A 22006-nucleotide genomic window follows, 5' to 3' on the forward strand; every position below is an offset into this window, starting at 1 on the left:
GTGCGTGAAATAAACTTACTCGGCCAAAACGTTAACGCCTACCAAGGTGAAACACACGATGGCGACATGATGGATCTTGCTGAGTTAATCACACTAACCGCAGCCATTGAAGGCATTGACCGAATTCGTTTTACAACGTCGCATCCGGTTGAGTTCAGTGACTCACTTATCGACGTTTATGCCGATACTCCTGAGCTGGTAAGCCACCTTCACCTACCTGTTCAAAGCGGCTCAGACAGAATATTGAATGCGATGAAGCGCGGCCATATGGCATTAGAGTACAAATCTAAAATTCGCCGTATACGTAAGCACCGCCCTGATATTAGTATCTCTTCAGACTTTATCATTGGCTTCCCTGGCGAAACCGAGAAAGACTTTGAAGACACCATGAAGCTGATCAATGACGTTGGCTTTGACGCTTCTTTTAGTTTTATCTATAGCGCGCGCCCGGGTACACCAGCAGCAGATTTACCTGATGAAACAAGCGAAGAAGTTAAAAAACAACGACTGCAAATTCTGCAGCAGCGCATTCTTCAACAAGCTCAAGATATTAGCCGAAAAATGGTCGGTAATACCGAACGAATTCTGGTCACAGGTTTTTCTAAGAAAGACCCCGGGGAGCTCCAAGGCCGAACCGAAAATAACCGTGTTGTGAACTTCAAAGCGAAGCAAGACCGCTCAGATAGTGCCTTGATCGGGCGCTTTATCGACGTGAAGATTACCGATGCTTACGCAAATTCATTACGTGGTGAAAGAGTCGATGAGCAAGACTACTAAAAAAGAAAAGTTAGCCAGACGGCAAGACAAGCAGCCTGACGATAAAGTCAAAACAACGAGCACTGGCTCCATCACCATCAAAGAAGTTGCACTGACGCCTTTTGATAATGACCGCCTCGCCTGTTTGTGCGGCCAATTTGATGAAAACATCAAACACCTAGAAATGCGTCTAGATGTTAAGATCAGCTATCGGGGCGCTGTTTTCAAAATACGTGGCGAAAAAGCTGAAGCATCCCAAGCGGCGCTAGAGATAATCAGACACCTATATCGAGAGACCGAGGATAATTCGAGCATTAGCCTTGAAATGGTTCACCTCTTTGTTCAGGAGTTTGGCGTTGATGCTATTTCGAGCGAGCTATCAGAAGAAGCTCGACTAATCAAAACACCTCGAAGCCAAGTTAAACCTCGCGGCGAGAACCAGTGCCAATATGTTGCTAACATTAAGCAGCATGATATTAATTTTGGCTTAGGCCCTGCTGGTACTGGCAAAACCTACCTTGCTGTTGCTTGTGCTGTAGAAGCGCTAAATAACGAAGAAGTTAAGCGCATTCTGCTCGTTCGGCCCGCAGTTGAAGCAGGAGAAAAGCTTGGCTTTCTGCCTGGCGACCTGGCTCAGAAAGTTGACCCTTACTTGCGCCCTCTCTATGACGCGCTATATGAAATGCTAGGCTTCGACCAAGTCGCCAAGCTCATGGATAAGAACATCATAGAAGTCGCACCACTCGCCTTTATGCGCGGCCGAACACTTAATAATGCTTTTATTATTTTGGACGAAAGCCAGAACACCACGCCCGAACAAATGAAGATGTTCCTGACCCGAATTGGTTTTGGCTCAACAGCCGTTATTACGGGTGACCTAACCCAAACCGACCTACCTAAACACGCGATGTCGGGCTTAGCTCAGGCTCAGCGCGTTTTGAATGGAGTAAAAGGCATCAGCAGCATCCACTTCCGCCCATCTGATGTTGTCAGACACCCTATTGTTCAACGAATTGTAGAGGCTTATAACAAGCACGATACGCAGGGAAAGGCTTAAACCACAGAGGACACCGAGCGCTTCGCTGCACAGAGGAAGGGATTAAGACACCCTAAAAACCTTTTTATCTTTTCTCGGTGTAGGCCGCAGGCCTCTCTGTGACCTCTGTGGTGAACCGTGTTTTATGTTTTGATCTTGAAGTGATAAACCGATGAACCACAGAGGACACCAAGAGTAGAGAAACTCTAATCTTTCATTTGCCCGGGCAACCACAAAGCTATTTCAGGGAAGATCAGCAGTAGTAGTACCATAACCAAACTTATTACTACAAATGGTAAGGCACCCTTAAATACAGTTGTTAAGGGTATATCCGGAGCAACGCGCTGCATTACAAATACATTGATACCGATTGGCGGCGTAATCAGCGATAGCTCAATCATCATAACGATAAAAATACCAAACCAGACCGGGTCATATCCTAAAGAGGTCACCAAAGGGAAGACAAAAGGCAAGGTGAGGATAATCATCCCAAAGGTGTCTAATACAGCCCCGAGCACCAGATACAAGAGCAATAGCGCTAACATTATCAAGAAGGACGAATCACTCCACCCGGCGATGGATTCTATCAAGAACTGAGTCACGTCAGTCTGCGCCATGAAGCGGCTAAAGAATACGCCTCCTAAGAATAACAAAAAGATGTTGCCGCTCAGCGAAACGCTTTGGCCCAAACTTTCTTTCAGAATCATTGCACTTAAGCGTCCGCGAAATAAGGCAATAACGAATACCCAAGCCAAACCAATACCCGCGGCCTCTGTTGGCGTTGCATAGCCTCCGTAAATACCACCCAAAACAATAAGCATTAGTGACAATGCCGGCAGGAGTTTTGGTAGCGCCTTGATCCGCTCTGCCACCGAGTAATGCTCACCACCGGGTGCCAGTTCGGGCTTGAGCTTACAGCGAATCATGACATATAGACCAAACATCAAAGCTAATAGAATTCCCGGAATAATACCCGCTATAAACAGGTCGCCTAGCGAGGTTTCCGTCCAGGCCGCGTAAAAGACCAAAGGGATACTCGGAGGAATAAGAATGGCGAGCACACCGGCTGCTGCGATTGAGCCAGTCGCAAGCCTTTGGTTATAGCCGTAACGACGCATCTCTGGCATCAGCATTTTGCCCATTGCTGTGACTGTTGCAACACTAGAGCCTGTGACCGCACCAAAGGTTGCTGAGCAGCTGATAGATGTGATCGCCAAGCCACCGGGAATTCGCCCGAACCAGCGGTTAAAGCAATAGAAAAGATCTTTACCCAAGCCCGTTGTTTGAGCTAAAGCTCCCATCCAAACAAATATAGGTAAGGTCACCAATACAAAGTTACTGGCGACTTCCCAACTAACCAACTGAAACTGAACGATAGCCGACTCAAAGCTCTGAAGGTAGACATTTCCAAGCAGCCCTACCGCTATCAAAGCGATAGCAATCGGTACACGTAGAGCGATTAATATAAGCAAGCAGGCCATGGCCAACAGGCCAACACTTTCAGGGTTCACGAATGCCCCTCTTTGGTTTGACTTGAATCTAGACTAGCCCATAGCAAACTCAATGATTGAAGCGTTGTCACAAGCCCGATAAAAGCCATCAAGGCATAGAAAGGCCAATAAGGTATGTCGATAGTATAAGCTTGATCTTCATAGGTATAGCTATCTATCGCGCCCAACACCGCCTGCCAAACGACAAGTAGCGAGAACAAAACCAAGAAAACATATGAAGCGCATTTTAGGGAGCGTTGCTTAGAAGCCGACAAGGCTTGGTAAAGCAGGTCAACACTCAATAATTCATGGCCCTCTATACACTTTGGAATCGCTAATAAAGAACATGCTGAGTAGCAGCAAACCCGACAATTCGTGAGCCCAAGCAATGGGAGAGGAAAATAATGAACGCAAAATAACGTCACTAATTACAAGTAAGACCAGTGACGGCAGAACAAACAAGGTGTTAAGACCGTTTAAGAAATTAACGAGTTTTTTTAAGATTTGGTCAAGCATAGAATGGAAGCGACGGAGGGTTCACGCTTATTAGCTTGACTCTTGATCAGGTAAGGGGCCAGGCATCACGATGCCAAATCCTTGAGCAAAGTCTATTCCAATTTCTCTTAGCGCTTCGCAAGTCGCATCATCCTCAACAAACTCTGCGATCGTCTCTAGACCCGCTGCGTGCGCTATCATATTGCACGACTCCACAATCCCTCTATCAATACTGTCGCTCAACATATTCTTAACAAAGCTCCCATCAATCTTCAGGAAGTCGACAGGAATCGTTTTAAGATAAGAAAAAGAGCTCAAACCAACACCAAAATCATCTAGCGCAAACTTAAAGCCTAGCCCTCTAATTTCATTAATAAACTCTACCGCATCAACCAGGTTATCGATTGCAGAGGTTTCTGTAATTTCAAAACAAATTCTCTGAGGCAGCAGGTCATATTCTTTTTGCCAGATCTTGATATCATCAAAAAATGACTGATCACTCAAGGTTGAACCTGACATCGTCTTCGGAGTCATCGACGATTAATATTCGTATAATCTTACCTTCCACTAAATGCATATAGCTACCTTGATACCGGAGAAAGGTTAATGTCTAACCAATAATTCCGAAGTGCTGAGATATTGTCTTTAAATTCATTTATATCAAAAGACTTTTGAATATAGCTGTTTGCGCCGGCCCGATAACTTTCCTGAACATCTCTCTCTTCATCGGAGGAGGTTAGGATGACAACAGGTAGGCATTGAGTGTCCGGGTTGTGACGAAGCTCTTTCAACACATCCAGACCATGAACTTTTGGCAAATTCAAATCGAGGAAAACCACCCTTATCTCAGGGTCGAACTGCTGGCCAGCGTACTGCCGCTTTCCACACAGGTAATCAATCGCCTCTTGCCCATCCCTAACAATGACAACATCTTTCTGCTCTACGCCCGCTTTTTTAAGCGCAAACAAAGCCAACTCTTCTTCACCTGCATTATCTTCTACTAACAATATCTTTGCCGTACTCAAAGCGAACATCCTCCTTTTGCTTATCCTTTAAGTTTAGCCCCATATTAGATTTATGCCAGGTACTGTCAAAACACCCCAAATCATTCCGACTCACTTAGCAATTCACGAATTACAGGCACAAAAAAAGCCGCTAAGAGCGGCTTTTTTCTAACTTACTAAAGTAAGCCGATTCAACAAACAGCTTACTAGCCGTTTACTGCATCCTTTAGGCCTTTACCAGCTTTAAAGCTAGGAATCTTGGCAGCAGCGATTTGAATTTCTGCACCAGTCTGTGGGTTACGACCAGTTCTTGCTGCACGATCTTTCACAGAGAAGGTACCAAAACCAATCAACGTTACCTGATCACCTTCTTTAAGTGCATTTGTAACTGATTCTACAACCGCGTCGATAGCACGACCAGCGGCTGCTTTAGAAATGTCTGCAGATTCTGCAATTGCATCAATTAGTTCAGACTTATTCACACTAAACCCCTTTTGAGATAACTGTAAACATACGAGACTTTCGCAGAATGCTGCAAGGTAATCTCTGTATATAATTTATAATGATGTGCTTTTTGATTCTTAGAAATCTTACACTTTTAAAAACATTCGTCAATTGTATCTTTGATACTCAAAAAGACAACTAACAAATATCACATGACAGGTCGGAGCCCCCTAAATTACTGCTGCCTGACGTCAGACTGTTTTATACCAACTGAGCGAAAGCCCTGTCAAGCAGCCTGAGCGCCTAATGTGTATTTATTCTCTCAGAAGCCTCATCTTTCACCTCTGAACCTTCTTTTTCGGACTTTTGCAGCATTTTTTCCTTGTGTTCATCACTTTCGGGAGAATACGCCAAAGCGCGCTCTAAAACTTCGTCAATCCACTTAACCGGTACAATTTCGAGGTCTGCTTTAATATTATCCGGAATTTCCTTCAAGTCTTTTTCATTTTCTTGAGGAATTAGAACTAGTTTTATTCCACCTCTATGTGCCGCTAATAACTTTTCTTTCAAGCCACCAATAGCAAGGACCTGACCACGCAAGGTTATTTCACCTGTCATCGCAACGTCTGCACGAACTGGAATGCCAGTAAATGAGGAAACCATTGCCGTGCACATTGCGATACCCGCACTCGGCCCATCTTTTGGCGTCGCACCTTCAGGAACATGGACATGAATATCATGCTTTTCATGAAAGTTGTCATCGATATAAAAGCCGCCAGCTCGACTTCTTACAACAGTCATAGCAGCTTGTATTGACTCCAGCATTACATCACCCAAAGACCCCGTCCGAACAACCTTACCTTTACCCGGCACAGTACTACATTCAATTGACAACAACTCGCCGCCAACCTGCGTCCATGCCAGACCAGTAACCTGCCCTACCCGGTCCTTTTCATCAGCCATGCCGTAACTAAATTTGCGCACACCTAAGTACTGATCGATATTTTTGCTATCTACGGTAATCTCAATAGCCTCTTTAGACTCTAGAATTTCCTTCACTACCTTGCGACAAACTTTAGCAAGCTCTCGCTCCAGCCCTCGAACNNCNNCTTTGGTGTAATAACGAATCACATCTCTTATTGCATCTTCGGCAATAGCGAGCTCACCTTTTTTCAGGCCATTATCTTTGATCTGTTTCGGGATCAGGTATTTTTGCGCGATATTGATCTTTTCATCTTCGGTGTAACCCGGAATACGGATAACCTCCATACGATCAAGCAAGGCCGGAGGGATGTTCATTGAGTTTGAGGTACAGACAAACATAACATCGGACAAATCATAATCTACTTCTAGATAGTGATCATTAAAGGTATGATTTTGTTCTGGATCTAACACCTCAAGCAAAGCCGAAGCCGGGTCACCACGATGATCAGCACCCAATTTATCGATTTCATCAAACAAGAACAGCGGGTTCTTCACTTCGACTTTAGAAAGCTTCTGAATCAGTTTACCTGGCATTGAACCGATATAAGTTCGGCGATGACCACGAATCTCTGCTTCATCACGCACACCACCCAGTGCAACACGGGTATATTTTCGGTTTGTTGCCTTCGCAATAGATTGCCCCAAGGAGGTTTTACCTACACCAGGAGGCCCAACCAAGCACAATACCGGCCCTTTAAGCTTCTTAACCCGGCTCTGTACCGCTAAATATTCGATAATGCGGTCTTTGACCTCTTCTAGGCCATAGTGGTCTGCATCAAGAATTTCTCTTGCCTTAACGATATCGTGTCGAACTTTACTTTTCTTCTTCCAGGGAAGATTTACAAGCCACTCAACATAGCCTCGCACAACTGATGCCTCTGAAGACATCGGTGACATCATCTTCAACTTCTTAAGCTCTGCTTCAGCCTTCTTCTTGGCCTCTGCACTCATGCCAACCGTTTGAATTTTGTTTTCCAGCTCTTCGAACTCGTTACCACCTTCGTTGATCGCTCCCATTTCTTTCTGGATAGCTTTCATTTGCTCATTCAGGTAGTACTCGCGCTGACTCTTTTCCATTTGCTTCTTAACACGACCACGAATGCGCTTCTCGACCTGAATCAGATCAAGCTCGCCTTCGATAACAGCTAACAACATTTCTGCACGCTGCCCGACATTCAACTCTTCCAGAACATCCTGCTTATCGGCTATTTTGAGTTCCAAATGAGCAGCAACGGTATCGATCAACCTAATAGGGTCAGAAATATTCGTTAACGACGAGACGATTTCAGCAGGAATTTTTTTACTCACCTTACTCAGCTTTTCAAACTGAGACATTAAGGTTTGCACAAGCCCCTGAAACTCAGACTGCTCTGGGTGAGACTCTTCCAGCTCACTCGTTTTTGCTGACAAGAACTCTTCTGAAGCAACCCGATCAACACTGACTCGGTACTCACCTTCGATCAGCACTTTAACCGTACCATCGGGCAGCTTTAACATTTGCAATATATTTGCAACCGTACCAACGGAATATAATTCATCGATTGACGGATCGTCTTCGATGGCAGTTTTTTGTGTGAGTAAGAGAAGCTTCTTGTCAGAAGCCATGGCCGCTTCAAGCGCCATAATAGACTTTTCTCTACCAACGAAAAGAGGAATCACCATATGCGGAAAGACAACGACATCCCTCAAGGGCAACATGGGGATATGGCCTTCCGGCGCAGTTATCACGATATCTTTTTCAACGCTTTCTGATTCCGTGCTTTTATCTTGATCAGACATACAATTCCTCAATCACAAATAGATGCTTTGACTCATAAGTGGGGCTATATTTTTTAAATACAAGACAAACCGGGCGAGAATATTAGAACTTTTCCATATCAGCCAGGTAAAAAAAAACCATGCCCACCTTCATGGACATGGTTTTATCGATTTTAGTCGAACTTAGCTGTCAGGCAAGGCTTTTGCCTGTTCACCATTATCGTAGATCTTGATCGGTTCAGACTCACCATTGATGGTATTTTCATCAATAACAACCTTGCTTATGCCCGACTCGGATGGAATGTGATACATAGTATCGAGTAAAACATTCTCCAAAATCGACCTTAAGCCACGAGCACCAGTCTTTCTTTCCATTGCCTTATTGGCAACAGCACGAAGCGCCTCTTCCCTAAAATCAATTTCAACGCCTTCCATTTCAAAAAGCTTTTGATATTGCTTAGAGAGCGAGTTCTTAGGCTCTGTCAAAATTTGCATTAACGCAGCTTCATCAAGCTCGTTTAGCGTTGCAATCACCGGCAAACGACCAACAAACTCAGGAATCAAACCATACTTAACCAAGTCTTCGGTTTCGACTTCTTTTAGCGTCTCACCAACCTTACGCTCTGCATCCTTACTCTTAACCGATGCACCAAAGCCAATTCCACTCTTCTCAGAACGATCAGCAATAACCTTATCCAGGCCTGCAAAGGCACCGCCACAGATAAACAGCATATTAGTTGTATCAACCTGCAAGAATTCTTGCTGAGGATGCTTACGTCCACCCTGAGGAGGAACCGAAGCAACCGTACCTTCGATCAACTTAAGCAAAGCCTGTTGCACACCTTCACCTGACACATCTCGTGTAATTGAAGGGTTATCAGACTTACGAGAAATCTTGTCGATTTCATCAATATAAACAATTCCGCGCTGCGCTTTCTCTACGTCGTAATCGCACTTTTGCAGAAGCTTCTGAATAATGTTCTCGACGTCTTCACCAACGTAACCGGCTTCTGTCAGCGTGGTTGCATCAGCAATCGTAAATGGAACATTCAATAAGCGCGCTAGCGTCTCGGCCAATAGCGTTTTACCACTACCCGTTGGGCCAATCAGCAAGATATTACTCTTGCCCAGCTCAATATCAGACTTAGCATTGTCGAACTTCAGACGCTTATAATGGTTATAAACAGCAACAGAAAGAACTACTTTAGCTCTCTCCTGCCCAATCACATAGTCGTCAAGCGTTTCTTTAATTTCTTGCGGTACAGGTAGTCTATCACTAGCTTCCTCAGAAGCTGTCTCCTGCACCTCTTCACGAATAATATCGTTACAGAGGTCTACACATTCATCACAGATAAAGACAGATGGGCCTGCAATCAGTTTTCTCACTTCATGCTGACTTTTGCCACAAAAGGAGCAGTAAAGTAATTTACCGTTATCTCCGCCCTTACCGTTTTTTTCATCGGTCATCAGATTTCCTACTTACTGTACAAAGCGCCTCTTCGAACGCCTGCGCGCAATGAAGCGGCTCTTACCGCTGCGCGATATTCATTTAATCGCCTGAGAAGTCCTATTCGAGCAGCTTAAGCTCTATCTTCCCAGGCAAGTGCCCCTCACTACTACTCTGCCGACGGACGCTTTTCAATCACTGAGTCAATTAAACCATATTCTACTGCCTCAGCACCATCCATAAAATTGTCACGATCTGTATCTTGAGCAACTTCTTCGATATCACGGCCTGTATGTTCAGCCATAATTTTATTCAGCTTATCACGAATCGTTAGAATTTCTTTAGTATGAATCTCAATATCAGTCGCCTGCCCCTGATAACCACCTAAAGGTTGGTGAATCATCATTCGCGAATGAGGAAGACAATGACGCTTACCTTGAGCACCACCCGTCAACAACAATGCGCCCATACTACACGCCTGACCAATACATAACGTAGAAACATCCGGCTTGATAAACTGCATTGTGTCATAGATAGACATACCCGCAGTAACTGAGCCACCAGGTGAATTGATGTAGAGGTGAATATCTTTGTCAGGATTCTCAGATTCCAAAAACAACAGCTGAGCAACAACAAGGTTAGCCATGTGATCTTCAACCTGACCAACCATAAAAATAACGCGCTCTTTTAGTAGACGCGAATAGATATCGAAAGATCGCTCTCCTCGTGCAGTTTGCTCTATAACCATTGGCACGAGACCACTATTAGTAATAATGCCTGAGCCTTGTCCCATATTGTCTTGGAAATTCATACGTATCTTTCTTCCTCTGCTTGGCCTGCTACAAGTATTGATGTGTCGACCTAGGTATCTTTTTTTGATATCTACGACAAGTCATATTGAATATGCAGTCTTTATTTTTCGTCGCTTTAAATTAAAAGCAGCCAGTATTTAACTGGCTGTTTAAAGTGTAGCTGAAAAAAATTAGAGATTCAGATTTTCATCCGAATATTTCTTTTTTTTAAGCTTCTTATTGCTGAGCTGCTGCTGGCTTAACCGCATCTTCGTAGGACATCTTAACTTTTTTGCCCTTCGCTTTTGACTTAACTAACTCAACTACTGCGTCTTCTACAATAACTGCTTCAACCTGCGCGCGGTTTTCCTTTTGGTTATAGAACTCTACAACCTCAGCTGGCGTTTCATAAGTACCGGCAATTTCCTGGATCTTGGCATCAACTGCTTCAGCATCTGGCGTAATTTCGTTTTCCTTAACCACTGCCGCAAACAACAAACCAGTTTTAACACGCTGAGTCGCTTGATCTTTAAATAGCTCAGAAGGCAACTGAGAAACATCTAACTGCTGACCACCACCAAACTGCTGCAAGGCCTCTTGCTTCATTCGGTTAATTTCTTCTTCAACCATAGACGCTGGAACGTCGATATCGTTTGCTTCAGACATGCCTTCAACAACTTGCTGCTTCAGCTTATTGCTTACTGCATTTTCAAGCTCACGTTCCATATTCTTAATTACTTCTGCTCTGAAGTCTTCTTCAGTTTTGCAGTCTACGCCGTATTTACCGAAGAACTCTTCATCCATTTCAGGAAGCACAGTATCTTCAACAACTTTAACGTCTACCTCAAACTTAACATCTTTACCTGCCAACTCTTCGTTCGCATAGTCTTCAGGGAAAGTCAGCTCTAAAGTCACTGACTCACCAGCTTTTGAACCGATCAGACCGTCTTCAAAGCCAGCAATCATTTGACCGGCACCCAAAGTGATCTTCTGGTCTTTACCTGTGCCGCCCTGGAACGCTTCACCATCCATATAACCAACGTAATCAAGCGTCAACAAGTCTTTCTTCTTAGACTTACGCTTTACTGACTTAAGTGTGCCATGCTGACGACGAAGCGTATCAATCATGTTCTTGATATCTTTTTCTTTAATTTCAGCAACTGGCGTTTCTAACTTAAGCCCAGACAAGTCAGCCAATTCGATTTCTGGATACACTTCAAAAATCGCAATAAACTCTAGATCCTTACCTTCTTCAACTGTCTTAGGCTCAAAACGAGGATAACCAACCGGGTTAACTTTCTCTTGAGTCAACGCTTGAACGTAAGAGTTACGCATTACTTCGCCAATCACTTCTTGACGTACGCCTTGTCCATAACGCTTTTTAACAACCTTAACTGGCACCTTTCCTGGTCTAAAACCGTTGATACGTGCTGTTTTAGCCGTCTTCTGAAGGCGCTCCTCGACTTCTCGCTCGATCTGATCAGCAGGTACACCAATCGTCATTCGGCGCTCTATGGAAGACGTGGATTCAACAGAAACTTGCATGGACATTCCTCAATTATATATAACGTGTTTGCTCGAAGACCTAACACCACTACCAATCTGCGTACGCGCGCTTAAAGCACCTATATACATGATTGAAAGACAGTCTAGTGATCGAATCGATCTAGACAGTGTATCAGCCATTAAAATTATTGGGGGCGAATATTAAGATCACTACCTGAATATATCAAGCACTTTAATCGGCTTAAGAGTGCTTAATCGATGAAAAACATCAAAAACGCAAAATAATTCACAGGAAAGCGTAATAAACTAGAAAAGATTTATATTCAGATTATTCGTTATATATAAATGTAACCAAGGAAGAGAACAAACAGCAGATATTTTATTGCGGTAAAATACTGCTTTTTTAGAAACACCAAGATTTGACTTGGTGCGAAAGGAGAGACTCGAACTCTCACGCCGCAAGACACTAGAACCTAAATCTAGCGCGTCTACCAATTCCGCCACTTTCGCATCGTCAATTTTTTCGTATTCTAACCAACTTGCAACCCGTTGTAAATCAACAATTTGCAAAAAGTTGGGGTGGACGAAGGGGTTCGAACCCTCGACCGCCGGAATCACAATCCGGAGCTCTACCAACTGAGCTACGCCCACCATTACCTGGCTTCTACCACTTAATAAATGGCGCGCCCGATAGGATTCGAACCTATGGCCTACGGCTTAGAAGGCCGTTGCTCTATCCAGCTGAGCTACGGGCGCTCGAATCCTTTTCTCTAAAAACCCTATTACACAAACAACATGAAACAAGATCTTTAAAATGGTCGGGGTAGAGAGATTCGAACTCCCGACATCCTGCTCCCAAAGCAGGCGCGCTACCAGACTGCGCTATACCCCGATCATACTTAAATCAGCTAACAACTCCTATTCACAAGCACTGCTGCCTGGAACATTCCTCGTTGCCTCTCAAAGATGGCGCGAATAATACAGCCGGTTTTTTCGATCGTCAACAAATTTTAAAGCGAATTTTAGAAATTCTTTTAAAAAAGCAATTTATAAGCTTTTTATTCATAAAGGGTCATGAGAAAATGCCGCCATTCAAAATTCAGGGTTAGAGAGATCAAACATGACCGCAGCACTAATTGATGGAAAGAAAATCTCGCAAGAGGTAAAGGCTAAAGTGGCCGAAGGCGTAAAAGAAAGAGTCGCCCAAGGTAAGCGCCCTCCCGGGCTTGTGGTTATATTGGTAGGTGCTGACCCAGCATCTGAAGTGTACGTTCGAAACAAAACTAACTCTTGCGAACAAGTCGGCTTCAAATCCGAAACGCTGACACTTCCTACTGAAACAAGTCAGGAAGAGCTAGAAAGCCTTATTGACAAATATAATGCCGACGAAACAATCGACGGCATACTGGTTCAGCTCCCTCTGCCTGAACACCTAGACAGCGATCCTTTACTAGAACGTATACGCCCAGATAAAGATGTAGATGGCTTCCACCCTTTTAATATTGGCCGCCTTGCACAAAGAATGCCCCTACTCCGCTCCTGCACCCCAAAAGGCATAATGACTTTATTGGAAACAACAGGACAAACAATCAGAGGCAAAGATGCCGTTATCGTCGGCGCTTCTAATATCGTTGGTCGACCGATGGGCCTTGAGCTATTACTAGCTGGCTGCACTGTCACGACCACTCACCGCTTCACCAAAAACCTGCCCGAGAAGATATCTCAGGCCGACATCGTAGTCGTTGCCGCCGGCAAACCTGGCTTAGTAAAAGGTGAATGGATTAAGCCTGGCGCAATTGTTATCGACGTGGGTATTAACCGTTTGGACGATGGCCGCTTGGTGGGTGATATTGAATTTGATGTCGCGCAAGAGCGCGCTGGCTGGATTACACCTGTTCCTGGCGGTGTAGGCCCCATGACAGTTGCAACGCTGATGGAAAATACGCTTTATGCAGCGAATGAGCTGCATAGCTAAGTTGAAGCAAGCCTGTAGGAAGAGGTCTCCGTACCTCCCTGGCGGACTGGCACAAAGTTTCTATGAAGCACCGCATTAGCGAGAGGTAGAACCCTCTGCCTACAAAAGAATATATACCAAACTCCACGTAGGCGGGGCCTCCGGCCGCGCGAACGAAACCGCTAGGCTATCTGATACACCGTGGAAAGACTTGCGCCCCGAGACGGGCCGCCTACAACTACAAACGCGCTATCTCGACAGTCACTTGTAGGCAGATGTCTCCGTGCCTCGCTGGCGGACTGGCACAAAGTTTCTATGAAGCACCGCATTAGCGAGGGGTAGAACCCTCTGCCTACGATTGAGTTTATTAGTGATTAAGAGCGGCGCCAGCTGGTACCATCTTTACTATCATCTAAGGTAATGCCCTGCTCTAACAACAGATCACGAATTCGGTCAGACTCCGCCCACTCTTTATTCGCACGTGCTTCTGTTCTTGCCACAACTAAAGTATCTATCTCATCATTTGATAAACCATCAGCCGAAGCTGCGCCTTTAAAGTAATCTTCAGGGTCTAATTGAAGAATACCCAAAGCTTCACCTAAAGAACGAAGCGTACTAGCCAAGGCCGCAACATTGTCACCTTCATCAGTACGTGCAACATTTAGCTCTCGAACCAAGTCAAACATCACGGCCAATGCTTCAGGCGTATTAAAGTCATCATCCATCGCTGTTTTAAAGCGCTCAAGATAAGACTCAACGCGCGCTTCAGAACTTAGCTCTGCCTCGCTCAAACCACGTAAAGACTGATATAAACGATCCAAGGTTGCTTGCGCTTCAACCAGGTTATCTTCGGAATAATCAACCTGACTACGATAGTGGCTAGACACTAGGAAGTAACGAATCACTTCAGCCGGATACTTTTCCAAGACTTCGCGAATGGTGAAGAAGTTACCCAAAGATTTAGACATCTTTTCTTTGTTTACACGAACAGCGCCTGCATGCATCCAGTAGTTCACATACTTCTGACCGGTTGCACCTTCAGACTGGGCAATTTCATTTTCATGATGTGGGAATTTTAAGTCTGGCCCGCCCCCATGAATATCAAAGGTATCACCCAAACAGCAAGTCGACATGGCTGAGCATTCAATATGCCAGCCAGGGCGACCATTCCCCCACGGGGATTCCCAGCTAGCCTCGCCTTCTTTTGCCGCTTTCCACAAAACAAAATCCAGTGGATTACGCTTATGCTTTTCAACATCGATACGCGCACCCGCCAACAGCTCTTCGGTATTACGCTTGCTTAGCTTACCGTAGGTTTCAAACTTATCGATCGCATAATAGACATCGCCATTGTCGGCAGCATAAGCATGCTCGTTGTCGATCAGACGTTGAATCATATCGATAATTTCCTGGATATGCGCCGTCGCTCTCGGCTCCTGGTCTGGAGACTTCACCGACAACGCCGCTTCATCCTCATGCATCGCATCGATAAAGCGCTGCGTTAAAGCATCGTAGGCCTCTCCATTCTCCGCCGCTCGGGCGAAGATCTTGTCATCTACATCGGTGATATTTCGGATATACGTAACGTCGTAGCCAGAGTGGCGCAAGTAACGCGTAATCACGTCAAAGCTGACCAGCACGCGAGCATGACCGATATGGCAATAGTCATACACCGTCATCCCACAGACATACATTTTGACTTTGTTTTCTTCAAGCGGCTTAAATACTTCTTTCTCTGCAGATAGCGTATTATAAATTTTCAATGACATATTCTTTACTCCATCTACTCTTACTTATTTGCTTGCCCAATTATCTTTTAAACCAATTGTGCGATTGAATACGACCTTACCTTCACTAGGCTTATGGTCATATCGATCGGCAACAAAGTAGCCTTCTCGCTCAAATTGGAAATTCGCCTCAGGCTCCGCTTTTGCTGCATCAGGCTCAAGGTAAGCCTTAATCACACTAAAGCTTTCAGGGTTAACATGCGTCATAAAATCTTCTTCACCCGCATCTGGGTTAGCATGATTGAAAAGACGGTCATATAAACGCACTTCCGCCTCGACACTCTGCTCAGCAGATACCCAGTGAATAACACCGCGAGGCTTAATTCCTTCGATATTATTGCCTACCGAGTCAGCAACCAAGCTAGCTTTCACTTCAACAATTTCACCCTGCTCATTCTTAACACTTTCTTCGGCCTTGATAATGTAGGCACCACGCAAGCGAACATAATCCCCTAAGACTAAGCGCTTGAACTTCTTACGCGACAAGGTTTGATCTTCAGTGTAATCACTCTTCTCGATGTAGAGTGTTTCAGTAAATGGCAGACTGCGACTCCCTAACTCCGGCTTACTAGGGTGACAGGCAGCATTCAGCAATTCGTCAGCACCCTGGGCGTTATTATCAGCCATGTTAGATATCGTCACCTTAATAGGGTTCATCACACACATGGCGCGCGCAGCATTGTCGTTTAAATCATCACGAATCGCTCGCTCAAGAATCGCCACGTCAATATCACTATTGTTCTTGCTTGAAACAGGGATCATATCGCAGAAGCTTTTTAGCGCAGTGGGCGTAAAGCCACGACGACGCATACCTGATACCGTTGGCATACGCGGGTCATCCCAACCTGAAACGACACTGTCATCCACCAACTTCTTAAGCTTACGTTTACTGGTAACGGTATAGTTCAAGTTCAAACGACCAAATTCGTACTGGCGAGGCTTACTCGGAACAGGTAGGTTTTCCGTAAACCACTCATATAAAGGCCGGTGAGCCTGAAACTCCAAGGTACAAATTGAGTGCGTCACACCTTCAATGGCATCTTCCTGCCCATGAGCAAAATCATAACTCGGATAAATACACCACTTATCACCCGTTTGATGATGAGAAGCCTTACGGATACGATAAAGAATCGGGTCACGCAAATTCATATTTGGTGAGGCCATATCGATCTTGGCGCGTAAAACACAAGCGCCTTCATCGTACTCACCGGCACGCATCTTCTCGAACTCAGCTAAATTCTCTTCAACTGTACGCTCTCGATAAGGACTTTCTTTACCAGGAGACGTCGCCCAACCACGATACTCTTTGGCTTCGGCAGGGGAAAGGTGACAAACATAAGCCAATTTTTGATTGATGAGATGCAAAGCCCAGTCATAAAACTTGTCGAAGTAGTTAGAAGCATAACGCACCTCACCCGACCAGTCGTAGCCTAACCACTTAACATCTTCCTGAATCGCATCAATATAGGCCTGCTCTTCTTTTTCAGGGTTGGTGTCATCAAAACGAAGGTTACACTCACCGCCATACTCTTTCGCTAAACCAAAGTTCAACCAAATAGAACGAGCGTGACCAATGTGTAAAAAGCCATTCGGCTCAGGAGGAAAACGCGTAACAACCTTGCCGCCATGCTTGTTATCGGCAATGTCCTGCTCGATAGCCTGCTGTAAAAAGTGCTTAACTTCGGTGTCTTTTTCAGGAGTGTTTTGTTCTGACATGCTGGGTGATAATCCGACGAAAAATAAAACCCGACATTATATAGAAATCGATACTAATAGAAAGTAATCAACGGGGTCAGACTCGATTGAAATTCAATCGAGTCTGACCCCGTTGATTCCAGAGTGGCGTTTTAGCTATTTCACTGTCGCGCCCTTTGGGCAATGCTTATCAATCTTGTTCATAAACCTAAATAAGGTCGGAATGTTATTGGCTACAATCGGAACCCCTGTCGTCAACAAAGACACCGACACATCACGCACCGGGTCGGCCCAGCATAGTTTATTGATCAAACCAATATGTCCAAATGATTGAGCGCTGTGTTTACCCCACATACCGAAGGGCTCACCGCCCAACATTAAGCCAGCACTGTAGCGCATAGGCAGCATAAGTGTTTGATCAAATTGGATACTGGAATATTCCTGAGTAAAGCGCTTAACCGTCATTGGGTGGCATACGCGGTTGCCTTCCCATACACCGTTATTCAACAGCATTTGGAAGAAGCGGCCTATCTCTTCTGCGGTTCCCATAATATTGCCAGCAGGAATAACCGCCTTTTTAAAACGTGGGTCATTAGTTACACTTTCAACCATATCAAGCGATCCACCCAATGCCCGCTCAATTAAAGCCGAAATAGGATAGAAAGGCCTAACGCCTGTCGCGTGATTATCGGCCACCCGATCAGCATAGCGCTCTTCCACACCATAGCGGAAATACTTCATGCCCATCGGTTTTCTGACACGCTCATCCAAGAAGTCTTGAATACTTTTTCCGGTAACCTGCCTAACCACACGTTCAAGAATATAGCCACCCGTCAAGGCGTGGTATGCCAACCGGTTGCCTTTTGAAGACTGAGGCTTGGTCTCACACAAGATGCGCCAGATTTCATCGTTATCCCACAAGACTTCAGGGGGAACACCTTTCGGTAATCCAGGAACACCCGCTCTGTGGGACAAGACCTCGTGAATCGTGACATTCTTTTTGCCATTCTTACCAAACTCCGGTGCATAGAAGCTAATAGGATCATGCAGATGAACGAGTTTATCTTCAGAAAGCAGGTGCATCAAAAAAGCCGTAACTGCCTTAGAAGCGGAAAACAAACAGACAGGAGTATTAGGACGCATAAGAACACGAGCATCACCTTCTTGTGCGTCAGGACCATTACCAACCGCATGACCAATCGCACGATCAAGTATTACTTTTCCTCGTCGGCGCATACTAATTGAAACGCCTGGGTACAACGCAGTGCTATAAATATCCTCCACCGATTTCCAAATCGCCTCAACGCCTTCTCTGGTCATACCAACTGATTCTGGGTCAGCCTCGTTAACACAATCGGAGGTAATCACAGAAGAAAGCGACGAGGGCATATCAATGGTATGACTCACCTTTTGTCGAATCTGCTTATGTACCCCTTTATAGAGAGAGGCTTTTTTAAAGATATTCCCTGCATCGGTACTCATATTCATTCCACTACTCATTGTGCACCCTATTCTTTTATATTCTGCCTAAACGATAAAGCGATTAATAAATTAGAGCAATAACTCAGATCAATTTTGTCATTAATAATTGAGTATTTTTTCAGTTTTTTAACTATCACCGAAGCCATAGCGATTCAAAGCCAATTTATATACAATGCGCCTGAACAAGTTCTTCTACATTATCAACAGGAAAGCCAAGACTCATGATCTTATTAAAAACCAACCACGGTGATATCACACTTAAGTTAGATTTCGAAAAAGCGCCAGTGACTGCTAAAAACTTCGAGCAGTATGTTAAAGAAGGTTTTTACAACGGTGTTATCTTCCACCGAGTGATCAGTAACTTCATGATTCAAGGTGGTGGTTTTGAGCCAGGCATGAACCAGAAAACTACCCGTGAAACTATCAAGAACGAAGCAAACAATGGTCTAAGCAACAAGAACTACACCGTTGCCATGGCTCGTACTATGGACCCTCACTCAGCGTCTGCACAGTTCTTTATCAATGTTAAAGACAACACGTTCCTAGACTATACGGCTGAAACAATGGAAGGCTGGGGTTATGCAGTATTTGGTGAAGTCGTTGAAGGTCAAGACGTTGTCGATAAGATCAAAGGCGTTAAGACCACGACTAAAGCTGGCCACCAAGACGTGCCAGTTGAAGACGTGATCATTGAAGAAGCTAGCGTTCTTGAAGGTGAAGCAGCTGAAGATGGTGAATAAGACCTCGTCATGAGCACTTATTTTATTTCAGATCTGCATCTGGAAGAGTCACGCCCTGATATTATCAGGGCTTTCTTTTTATTCCTCGACTCTATTCAAAACGATGCTGACAAGCTCTATATTCTTGGTGATTTCTTCGAAAGTTGGATTGGTGACGATGAAAACACCGAACTTCAGCTTGAAGTAAAACAGCGCCTCAAAGCCCTCAGTGAGCAAGGTTGCCAACTTTTCTTTATGCACGGTAATCGTGACTTTTTAGTAGGCGATGTTTTCGCACAAGAAACTGGCGCCACCCTACTTGATGATCCATGTGTTATCGACGTAGCAGGCGAACCAACACTGCTTATGCATGGCGATAGCCTCTGTACTGCTGATACCGGCTACATGAAATTCAGAGCAACCATTCGTAACCCCGCTTTCTTGGCTCCCTTCTTAAAGCGCCCGATTGAAGAGCGAAAAATCACAGCTCAGCAACTTCGAGCAATGAGCCAAGCGAATAACCAGGATAAAAGCACAGAGATCATGGACGTAACGCCTGAAGAGGTGATTCGTGAACTTGAAGCACATAAGGTTCAACACATGATACACGGGCATACTCATCGCCCAATGATTCACGAAGTCGAAGCAAACGGCTTACCAGCTGTACGAATCGTATTAGGTGACTGGGACAAGCATGTTTGGTATCTGAAAGTCGATCAAGATGGCGAACATCACTTTAAAAACTATCTTCTCGAAGAACAAAACCCGAATATATAAACAATGAGCAAACACCCTCACTTTGACTCCATTATTATTGGCGGGGGTGCCTCAGGTTTAATGTGCGCACTAACAGCCGGTCAACTTGGCAAGCGCGTTTTGGTTCTCGACAGCAGCAATAAAGTCGGCAAGAAAATATTGATGTCTGGCGGCGGCCGCTGCAACTTTACCAACTACTATGTAGAGCCCAGCAACTATCTTTGCAGCAACCCTCACTTTGTAAAATCTGCCCTTGCGCGCTACACCCAATGGGACTTCATCGGCCTGGTCGATAAACATAGCATCCCTTATCATGAACGCTCTCATGGCGAGCTGTTCTGCGATAATTCAGCAAAAGATATTCTGAAGATGCTACTCGATGAGTGCAGCGACGCCGGTGTCGAGATCAAAACCAAATGCCAGGTGGAGTTTATCGAAACCCTAGACGAAAGTGATGAGCAGCGCTATATACTTCGCTCTAACGCCGGTGTTTTCACCTGCCGTTCCTTGGTGATCGCAACCGGTGGCCTATCCATTCCTACACTAGGTTCAAGCGGCTTTGGCTACGATATTGCCGAACAATTTAACCTGCCTCTCAAAGAACGTTCAGCGGGATTAGTCCCTTTCATTTTCACCGATCAAACCAAAGCGCTTACTGAACGCTTATCAGGGTTAGCGGTTGACGTGACAATGGAAACCAACGGCACCACATTTCGAGAGAACATGCTGTTCACTCATCGCGGCATTAGCGGCCCTGTTGCCCTACAATGCTCCAACTATTGGAAGCAAGGCGACCTTATTCATATCAACCTGTTACCTGATCTAGATGTTGAAGCCACACTACTTGAATTCAAGTCATCGAAGCCAAAATCTCTTCTCAGGAATATATTGTCTGAACATTTCTCCAAAGCCTTTTGTTTAGAACTACAAGCTCTATTTTGGAAAGCTGAAGCAGAAAAACCGATGGGCGAATTTACCGACAGCACCATTAGATCGATTGCCACTCACCTAAACAACTGGACACTAAAACCCGCCGGAACAGAAGGCTACCGGACCGCTGAAGTCACCTTGGGCGGTGTCGACACCGATGTTATTGCTTCCAAAACAATGGAGTGTAAAACCCAGCCAGGCTTATATTTTATCGGTGAAGTGCTTGATGTCACTGGCTGGCTAGGCGGATTTAATTTTCAGTGGGCCTGGGCTTCTGGTGTTGCTGCGGGTGAGAGTGTTTAGCTTGTACCGAGTGAATTAAAACGAAGACATGCTGAATAAAACGAAGACAAAAGTTGGCGGACTTTCAGCCGAAAAATCACATATCCAATTGTTTTATATATAAATAGCTAATATTTAGCTTTGTCTTCGTTTTTTAGTTAAACGTTTGCAATTCCCTTTCTCGATAAGATTTCATCGACCATTCCTGAATATTCGCATGCAGTTTCAGTCATTGATAATAGCTGTTTGCGCAACAATTCCTTTAGCATCTCATTTTCTTCCTGCATATAACGCTCGTACAAATTGCTTACTTCTTCAATCTTCTCCATTTTATTCAAAATTAAAGGCAAACGATTTCTTGAGTTTAACTCCAAAATGCGAATCGATATTTCTGCACAACTGCTTCCAGATAACCAACAAACAATAGGCCCATGCTGCTACTCCGGCAGGAGTTCGATGACGCGGTTCATTCTAGATTCCAACGAACCGCCTAAGATTTCAAATGCAACGTTGCACTTCGTTAGCTCTTCTAAATACCAGCTGTGCTGCCAGAACCTGAAGTCTTCATCTTTTCTGGTGCCGTCTTGGACCAATGGAAAGTCTGGCTCACATAAAAATACATGATGGTATGGGCGTTCAGCGAAAGCGCTTATTATATTACAGCGCTGCTTAAAAAGTGCATGTGAATAG

Annotated in this window: 19 protein-coding genes and 4 tRNA genes; 6 read left to right on the top strand and 17 right to left on the bottom strand. The window is 44.7% G+C overall.

All coding sequences use genetic code 11. The annotated features are described in order from the left end of the window. Positions 1-777, top strand: a 777-nt coding sequence (locus tag A3729_RS29820) for a MiaB/RimO family radical SAM methylthiotransferase (protein WP_156498235.1), incomplete at its 5' end; no start/stop codon positions are given. Next, the gene (locus A3729_RS29825; protein ID WP_082865270.1) at positions 761-1813 is read left to right on the top strand and encodes a PhoH family protein; all 1053 of its coding nucleotides are present in this window, start codon (positions 761-763) and stop codon (positions 1811-1813) included. The genes A3729_RS29820 and A3729_RS29825, both read left to right, overlap by 17 nt. A 185-nt stretch (positions 1814-1998) precedes the next feature. Here A3729_RS29825 and A3729_RS29830 read toward each other — a convergent pair whose 3' ends face one another. From A3729_RS29830 to A3729_RS29895, 13 genes are all read right to left on the bottom strand, one after another. Then, positions 1999-3303 carry a TRAP transporter large permease gene (locus tag A3729_RS29830; RefSeq protein ID WP_068634575.1) on the bottom strand — a complete coding sequence of 435 codons (1305 nt, stop codon included), beginning with the start codon at positions 3301-3303 and terminating at the stop codon, positions 1999-2001. Beyond that, positions 3300-3707 (bottom strand): TRAP transporter small permease, encoded by a 408-nt coding sequence (locus tag A3729_RS29835; protein ID WP_082865269.1) that lies wholly within the window; start codon positions 3705-3707, stop codon positions 3300-3302. Before A3729_RS29835 ends, A3729_RS29830 begins: the two co-directional genes overlap by 4 nt. A gap of 121 nt (positions 3708-3828) precedes the next feature. Next, positions 3829-4296 carry an EAL domain-containing protein gene (locus A3729_RS29845; RefSeq protein ID WP_068553721.1) on the bottom strand — a complete coding sequence of 156 codons (468 nt, stop codon included), beginning with the start codon at positions 4294-4296 and terminating at the stop codon, positions 3829-3831. A 62-nt stretch (positions 4297-4358) separates the two neighbouring features. Further along, positions 4359-4802, bottom strand: coding sequence for a response regulator (locus A3729_RS29850; protein WP_068634577.1), 444 nt, complete (start codon positions 4800-4802; stop codon positions 4359-4361). 185 nt (positions 4803-4987) lie between these two features. Continuing rightward, positions 4988-5263 (bottom strand): nucleoid-associated protein HU-beta, encoded by a 276-nt coding sequence (gene hupB, locus A3729_RS29855; RefSeq protein ID WP_068506893.1) that lies wholly within the window; start codon positions 5261-5263, stop codon positions 4988-4990. A 265-nt stretch (positions 5264-5528) separates the two neighbouring features. Next, positions 5529-7907, bottom strand: coding sequence for an endopeptidase La (lon, locus tag A3729_RS29860; protein ID WP_068634578.1), 2379 nt, complete (start codon positions 7905-7907; stop codon positions 5529-5531). A gap of 243 nt (positions 7908-8150) precedes the next feature. After that, a complete protein-coding gene (gene clpX, locus A3729_RS29865; protein WP_068506896.1) occupies positions 8151-9434 on the bottom strand; it encodes an ATP-dependent Clp protease ATP-binding subunit ClpX in 1284 nt (427 codons plus the stop codon). A gap of 149 nt (positions 9435-9583) precedes the next feature. Then, positions 9584-10225, bottom strand: coding sequence for an ATP-dependent Clp endopeptidase proteolytic subunit ClpP (clpP, locus tag A3729_RS29870; protein WP_304438895.1), 642 nt, complete (start codon positions 10223-10225; stop codon positions 9584-9586). 217 nt (positions 10226-10442) lie between these two features. Further along, positions 10443-11750, bottom strand: coding sequence for a trigger factor (tig, locus tag A3729_RS29875; protein ID WP_068506898.1), 1308 nt, complete (start codon positions 11748-11750; stop codon positions 10443-10445). Positions 11751-12136: 386 nt separating this feature from the next. Continuing rightward, positions 12137-12221: transfer RNA gene (locus A3729_RS29880), tRNA-Leu, on the bottom strand. A 65-nt stretch (positions 12222-12286) separates the two neighbouring features. Beyond that, positions 12287-12362, bottom strand: a tRNA-His gene (locus A3729_RS29885). 28 nt (positions 12363-12390) lie between these two features. Then, positions 12391-12467: transfer RNA gene (locus A3729_RS29890), tRNA-Arg, on the bottom strand. Between the two features lie 59 nt (positions 12468-12526). Continuing rightward, positions 12527-12603, bottom strand: a tRNA-Pro gene (locus A3729_RS29895). A 228-nt stretch (positions 12604-12831) separates the two neighbouring features. Between A3729_RS29895 and folD the strand changes: the two genes are divergently transcribed. Then, complete coding sequence (gene folD / locus A3729_RS29900; protein WP_068554101.1) at positions 12832-13686, top strand: bifunctional methylenetetrahydrofolate dehydrogenase/methenyltetrahydrofolate cyclohydrolase FolD; 855 nt, start codon at positions 12832-12834, stop codon at positions 13684-13686. A gap of 353 nt (positions 13687-14039) precedes the next feature. Here the strand turns inward: folD and cysS are convergent, their stop codons facing one another. From cysS to A3729_RS29915, 3 genes are all read right to left on the bottom strand, one after another. Further along, a complete protein-coding gene (cysS, locus tag A3729_RS29905; protein WP_068554099.1) occupies positions 14040-15434 on the bottom strand; it encodes a cysteine--tRNA ligase in 1395 nt (464 codons plus the stop codon). A 24-nt stretch (positions 15435-15458) separates the two neighbouring features. Continuing rightward, a complete protein-coding gene (locus A3729_RS29910) occupies positions 15459-17168 on the bottom strand; it encodes a glutamine--tRNA ligase/YqeY domain fusion protein (protein ID WP_068554097.1) in 1710 nt (569 codons plus the stop codon). A 135-nt stretch (positions 17169-17303) separates the two neighbouring features. Then, entirely contained in the window at positions 17304-18629 is a 1326-nt protein-coding gene (locus A3729_RS29915; protein WP_082865341.1) for a serine hydrolase, read from the bottom strand. A 221-nt stretch (positions 18630-18850) separates the two neighbouring features. Here A3729_RS29915 and A3729_RS29920 point away from each other — a divergent pair, with 221 nt between their 5' ends. Genes A3729_RS29920 through A3729_RS29930 form a run of 3 tightly spaced genes read left to right on the top strand, consistent with a single transcriptional unit; the run spans position 18851 to position 21337 of the window. Continuing rightward, positions 18851-19369, top strand: coding sequence for a peptidylprolyl isomerase (locus tag A3729_RS29920; RefSeq protein WP_068510343.1), 519 nt, complete (start codon positions 18851-18853; stop codon positions 19367-19369). A gap of 9 nt (positions 19370-19378) precedes the next feature. Beyond that, positions 19379-20125 (top strand): UDP-2,3-diacylglucosamine diphosphatase, encoded by a 747-nt coding sequence (locus A3729_RS29925; RefSeq protein WP_068510342.1) that lies wholly within the window; start codon positions 19379-19381, stop codon positions 20123-20125. 3 nt (positions 20126-20128) lie between these two features. Further along, positions 20129-21337, top strand: coding sequence for an NAD(P)/FAD-dependent oxidoreductase (locus A3729_RS29930; protein ID WP_068634576.1), 1209 nt, complete (start codon positions 20129-20131; stop codon positions 21335-21337). Positions 21338-21753: 416 nt separating this feature from the next. Here the strand turns inward: A3729_RS29930 and A3729_RS29935 are convergent. Beyond that, the coding region (locus tag A3729_RS29935; protein ID WP_156498236.1) for an AAA family ATPase at positions 21754-22006 on the bottom strand (253 nt) is incomplete at its 5' end.

The organism is Oleiphilus sp. HI0043 (assembly GCF_001634935.1).

Coding starts and splice junctions, on each gene's coding strand:
- A3729_RS29825 (WP_082865270.1), top strand. CDS start 761: ATGAGCAAGACTACTAAAAAAGAAAAGTTAGCCAGACGGCAAGACAAG.
- A3729_RS29845 (WP_068553721.1), bottom strand. CDS start 4,296: ATGTCAGGTTCAACCTTGAGTGATCAGTCATTTTTTGATGATATCAAG.
- clpX (WP_068506896.1), bottom strand. CDS start 9,434: ATGACCGATGAAAAAAACGGTAAGGGCGGAGATAACGGTAAATTACTT.
- clpP (WP_304438895.1), bottom strand. CDS start 10,225: ATGAATTTCCAAGACAATATGGGACAAGGCTCAGGCATTATTACTAAT.
- tig (WP_068506898.1), bottom strand. CDS start 11,750: ATGCAAGTTTCTGTTGAATCCACGTCTTCCATAGAGCGCCGAATGACG.
- folD (WP_068554101.1), top strand. CDS start 12,832: ATGACCGCAGCACTAATTGATGGAAAGAAAATCTCGCAAGAGGTAAAG.
- cysS (WP_068554099.1), bottom strand. CDS start 15,434: ATGTCATTGAAAATTTATAATACGCTATCTGCAGAGAAAGAAGTATTT.
- A3729_RS29910 (WP_068554097.1), bottom strand. CDS start 17,168: ATGTCAGAACAAAACACTCCTGAAAAAGACACCGAAGTTAAGCACTTT.
- A3729_RS29915 (WP_082865341.1), bottom strand. CDS start 18,629: ATGAGTACCGATGCAGGGAATATCTTTAAAAAAGCCTCTCTCTATAAA.
- A3729_RS29920 (WP_068510343.1), top strand. CDS start 18,851: ATGATCTTATTAAAAACCAACCACGGTGATATCACACTTAAGTTAGAT.
- A3729_RS29925 (WP_068510342.1), top strand. CDS start 19,379: ATGAGCACTTATTTTATTTCAGATCTGCATCTGGAAGAGTCACGCCCT.
- A3729_RS29930 (WP_068634576.1), top strand. CDS start 20,129: ATGAGCAAACACCCTCACTTTGACTCCATTATTATTGGCGGGGGTGCC.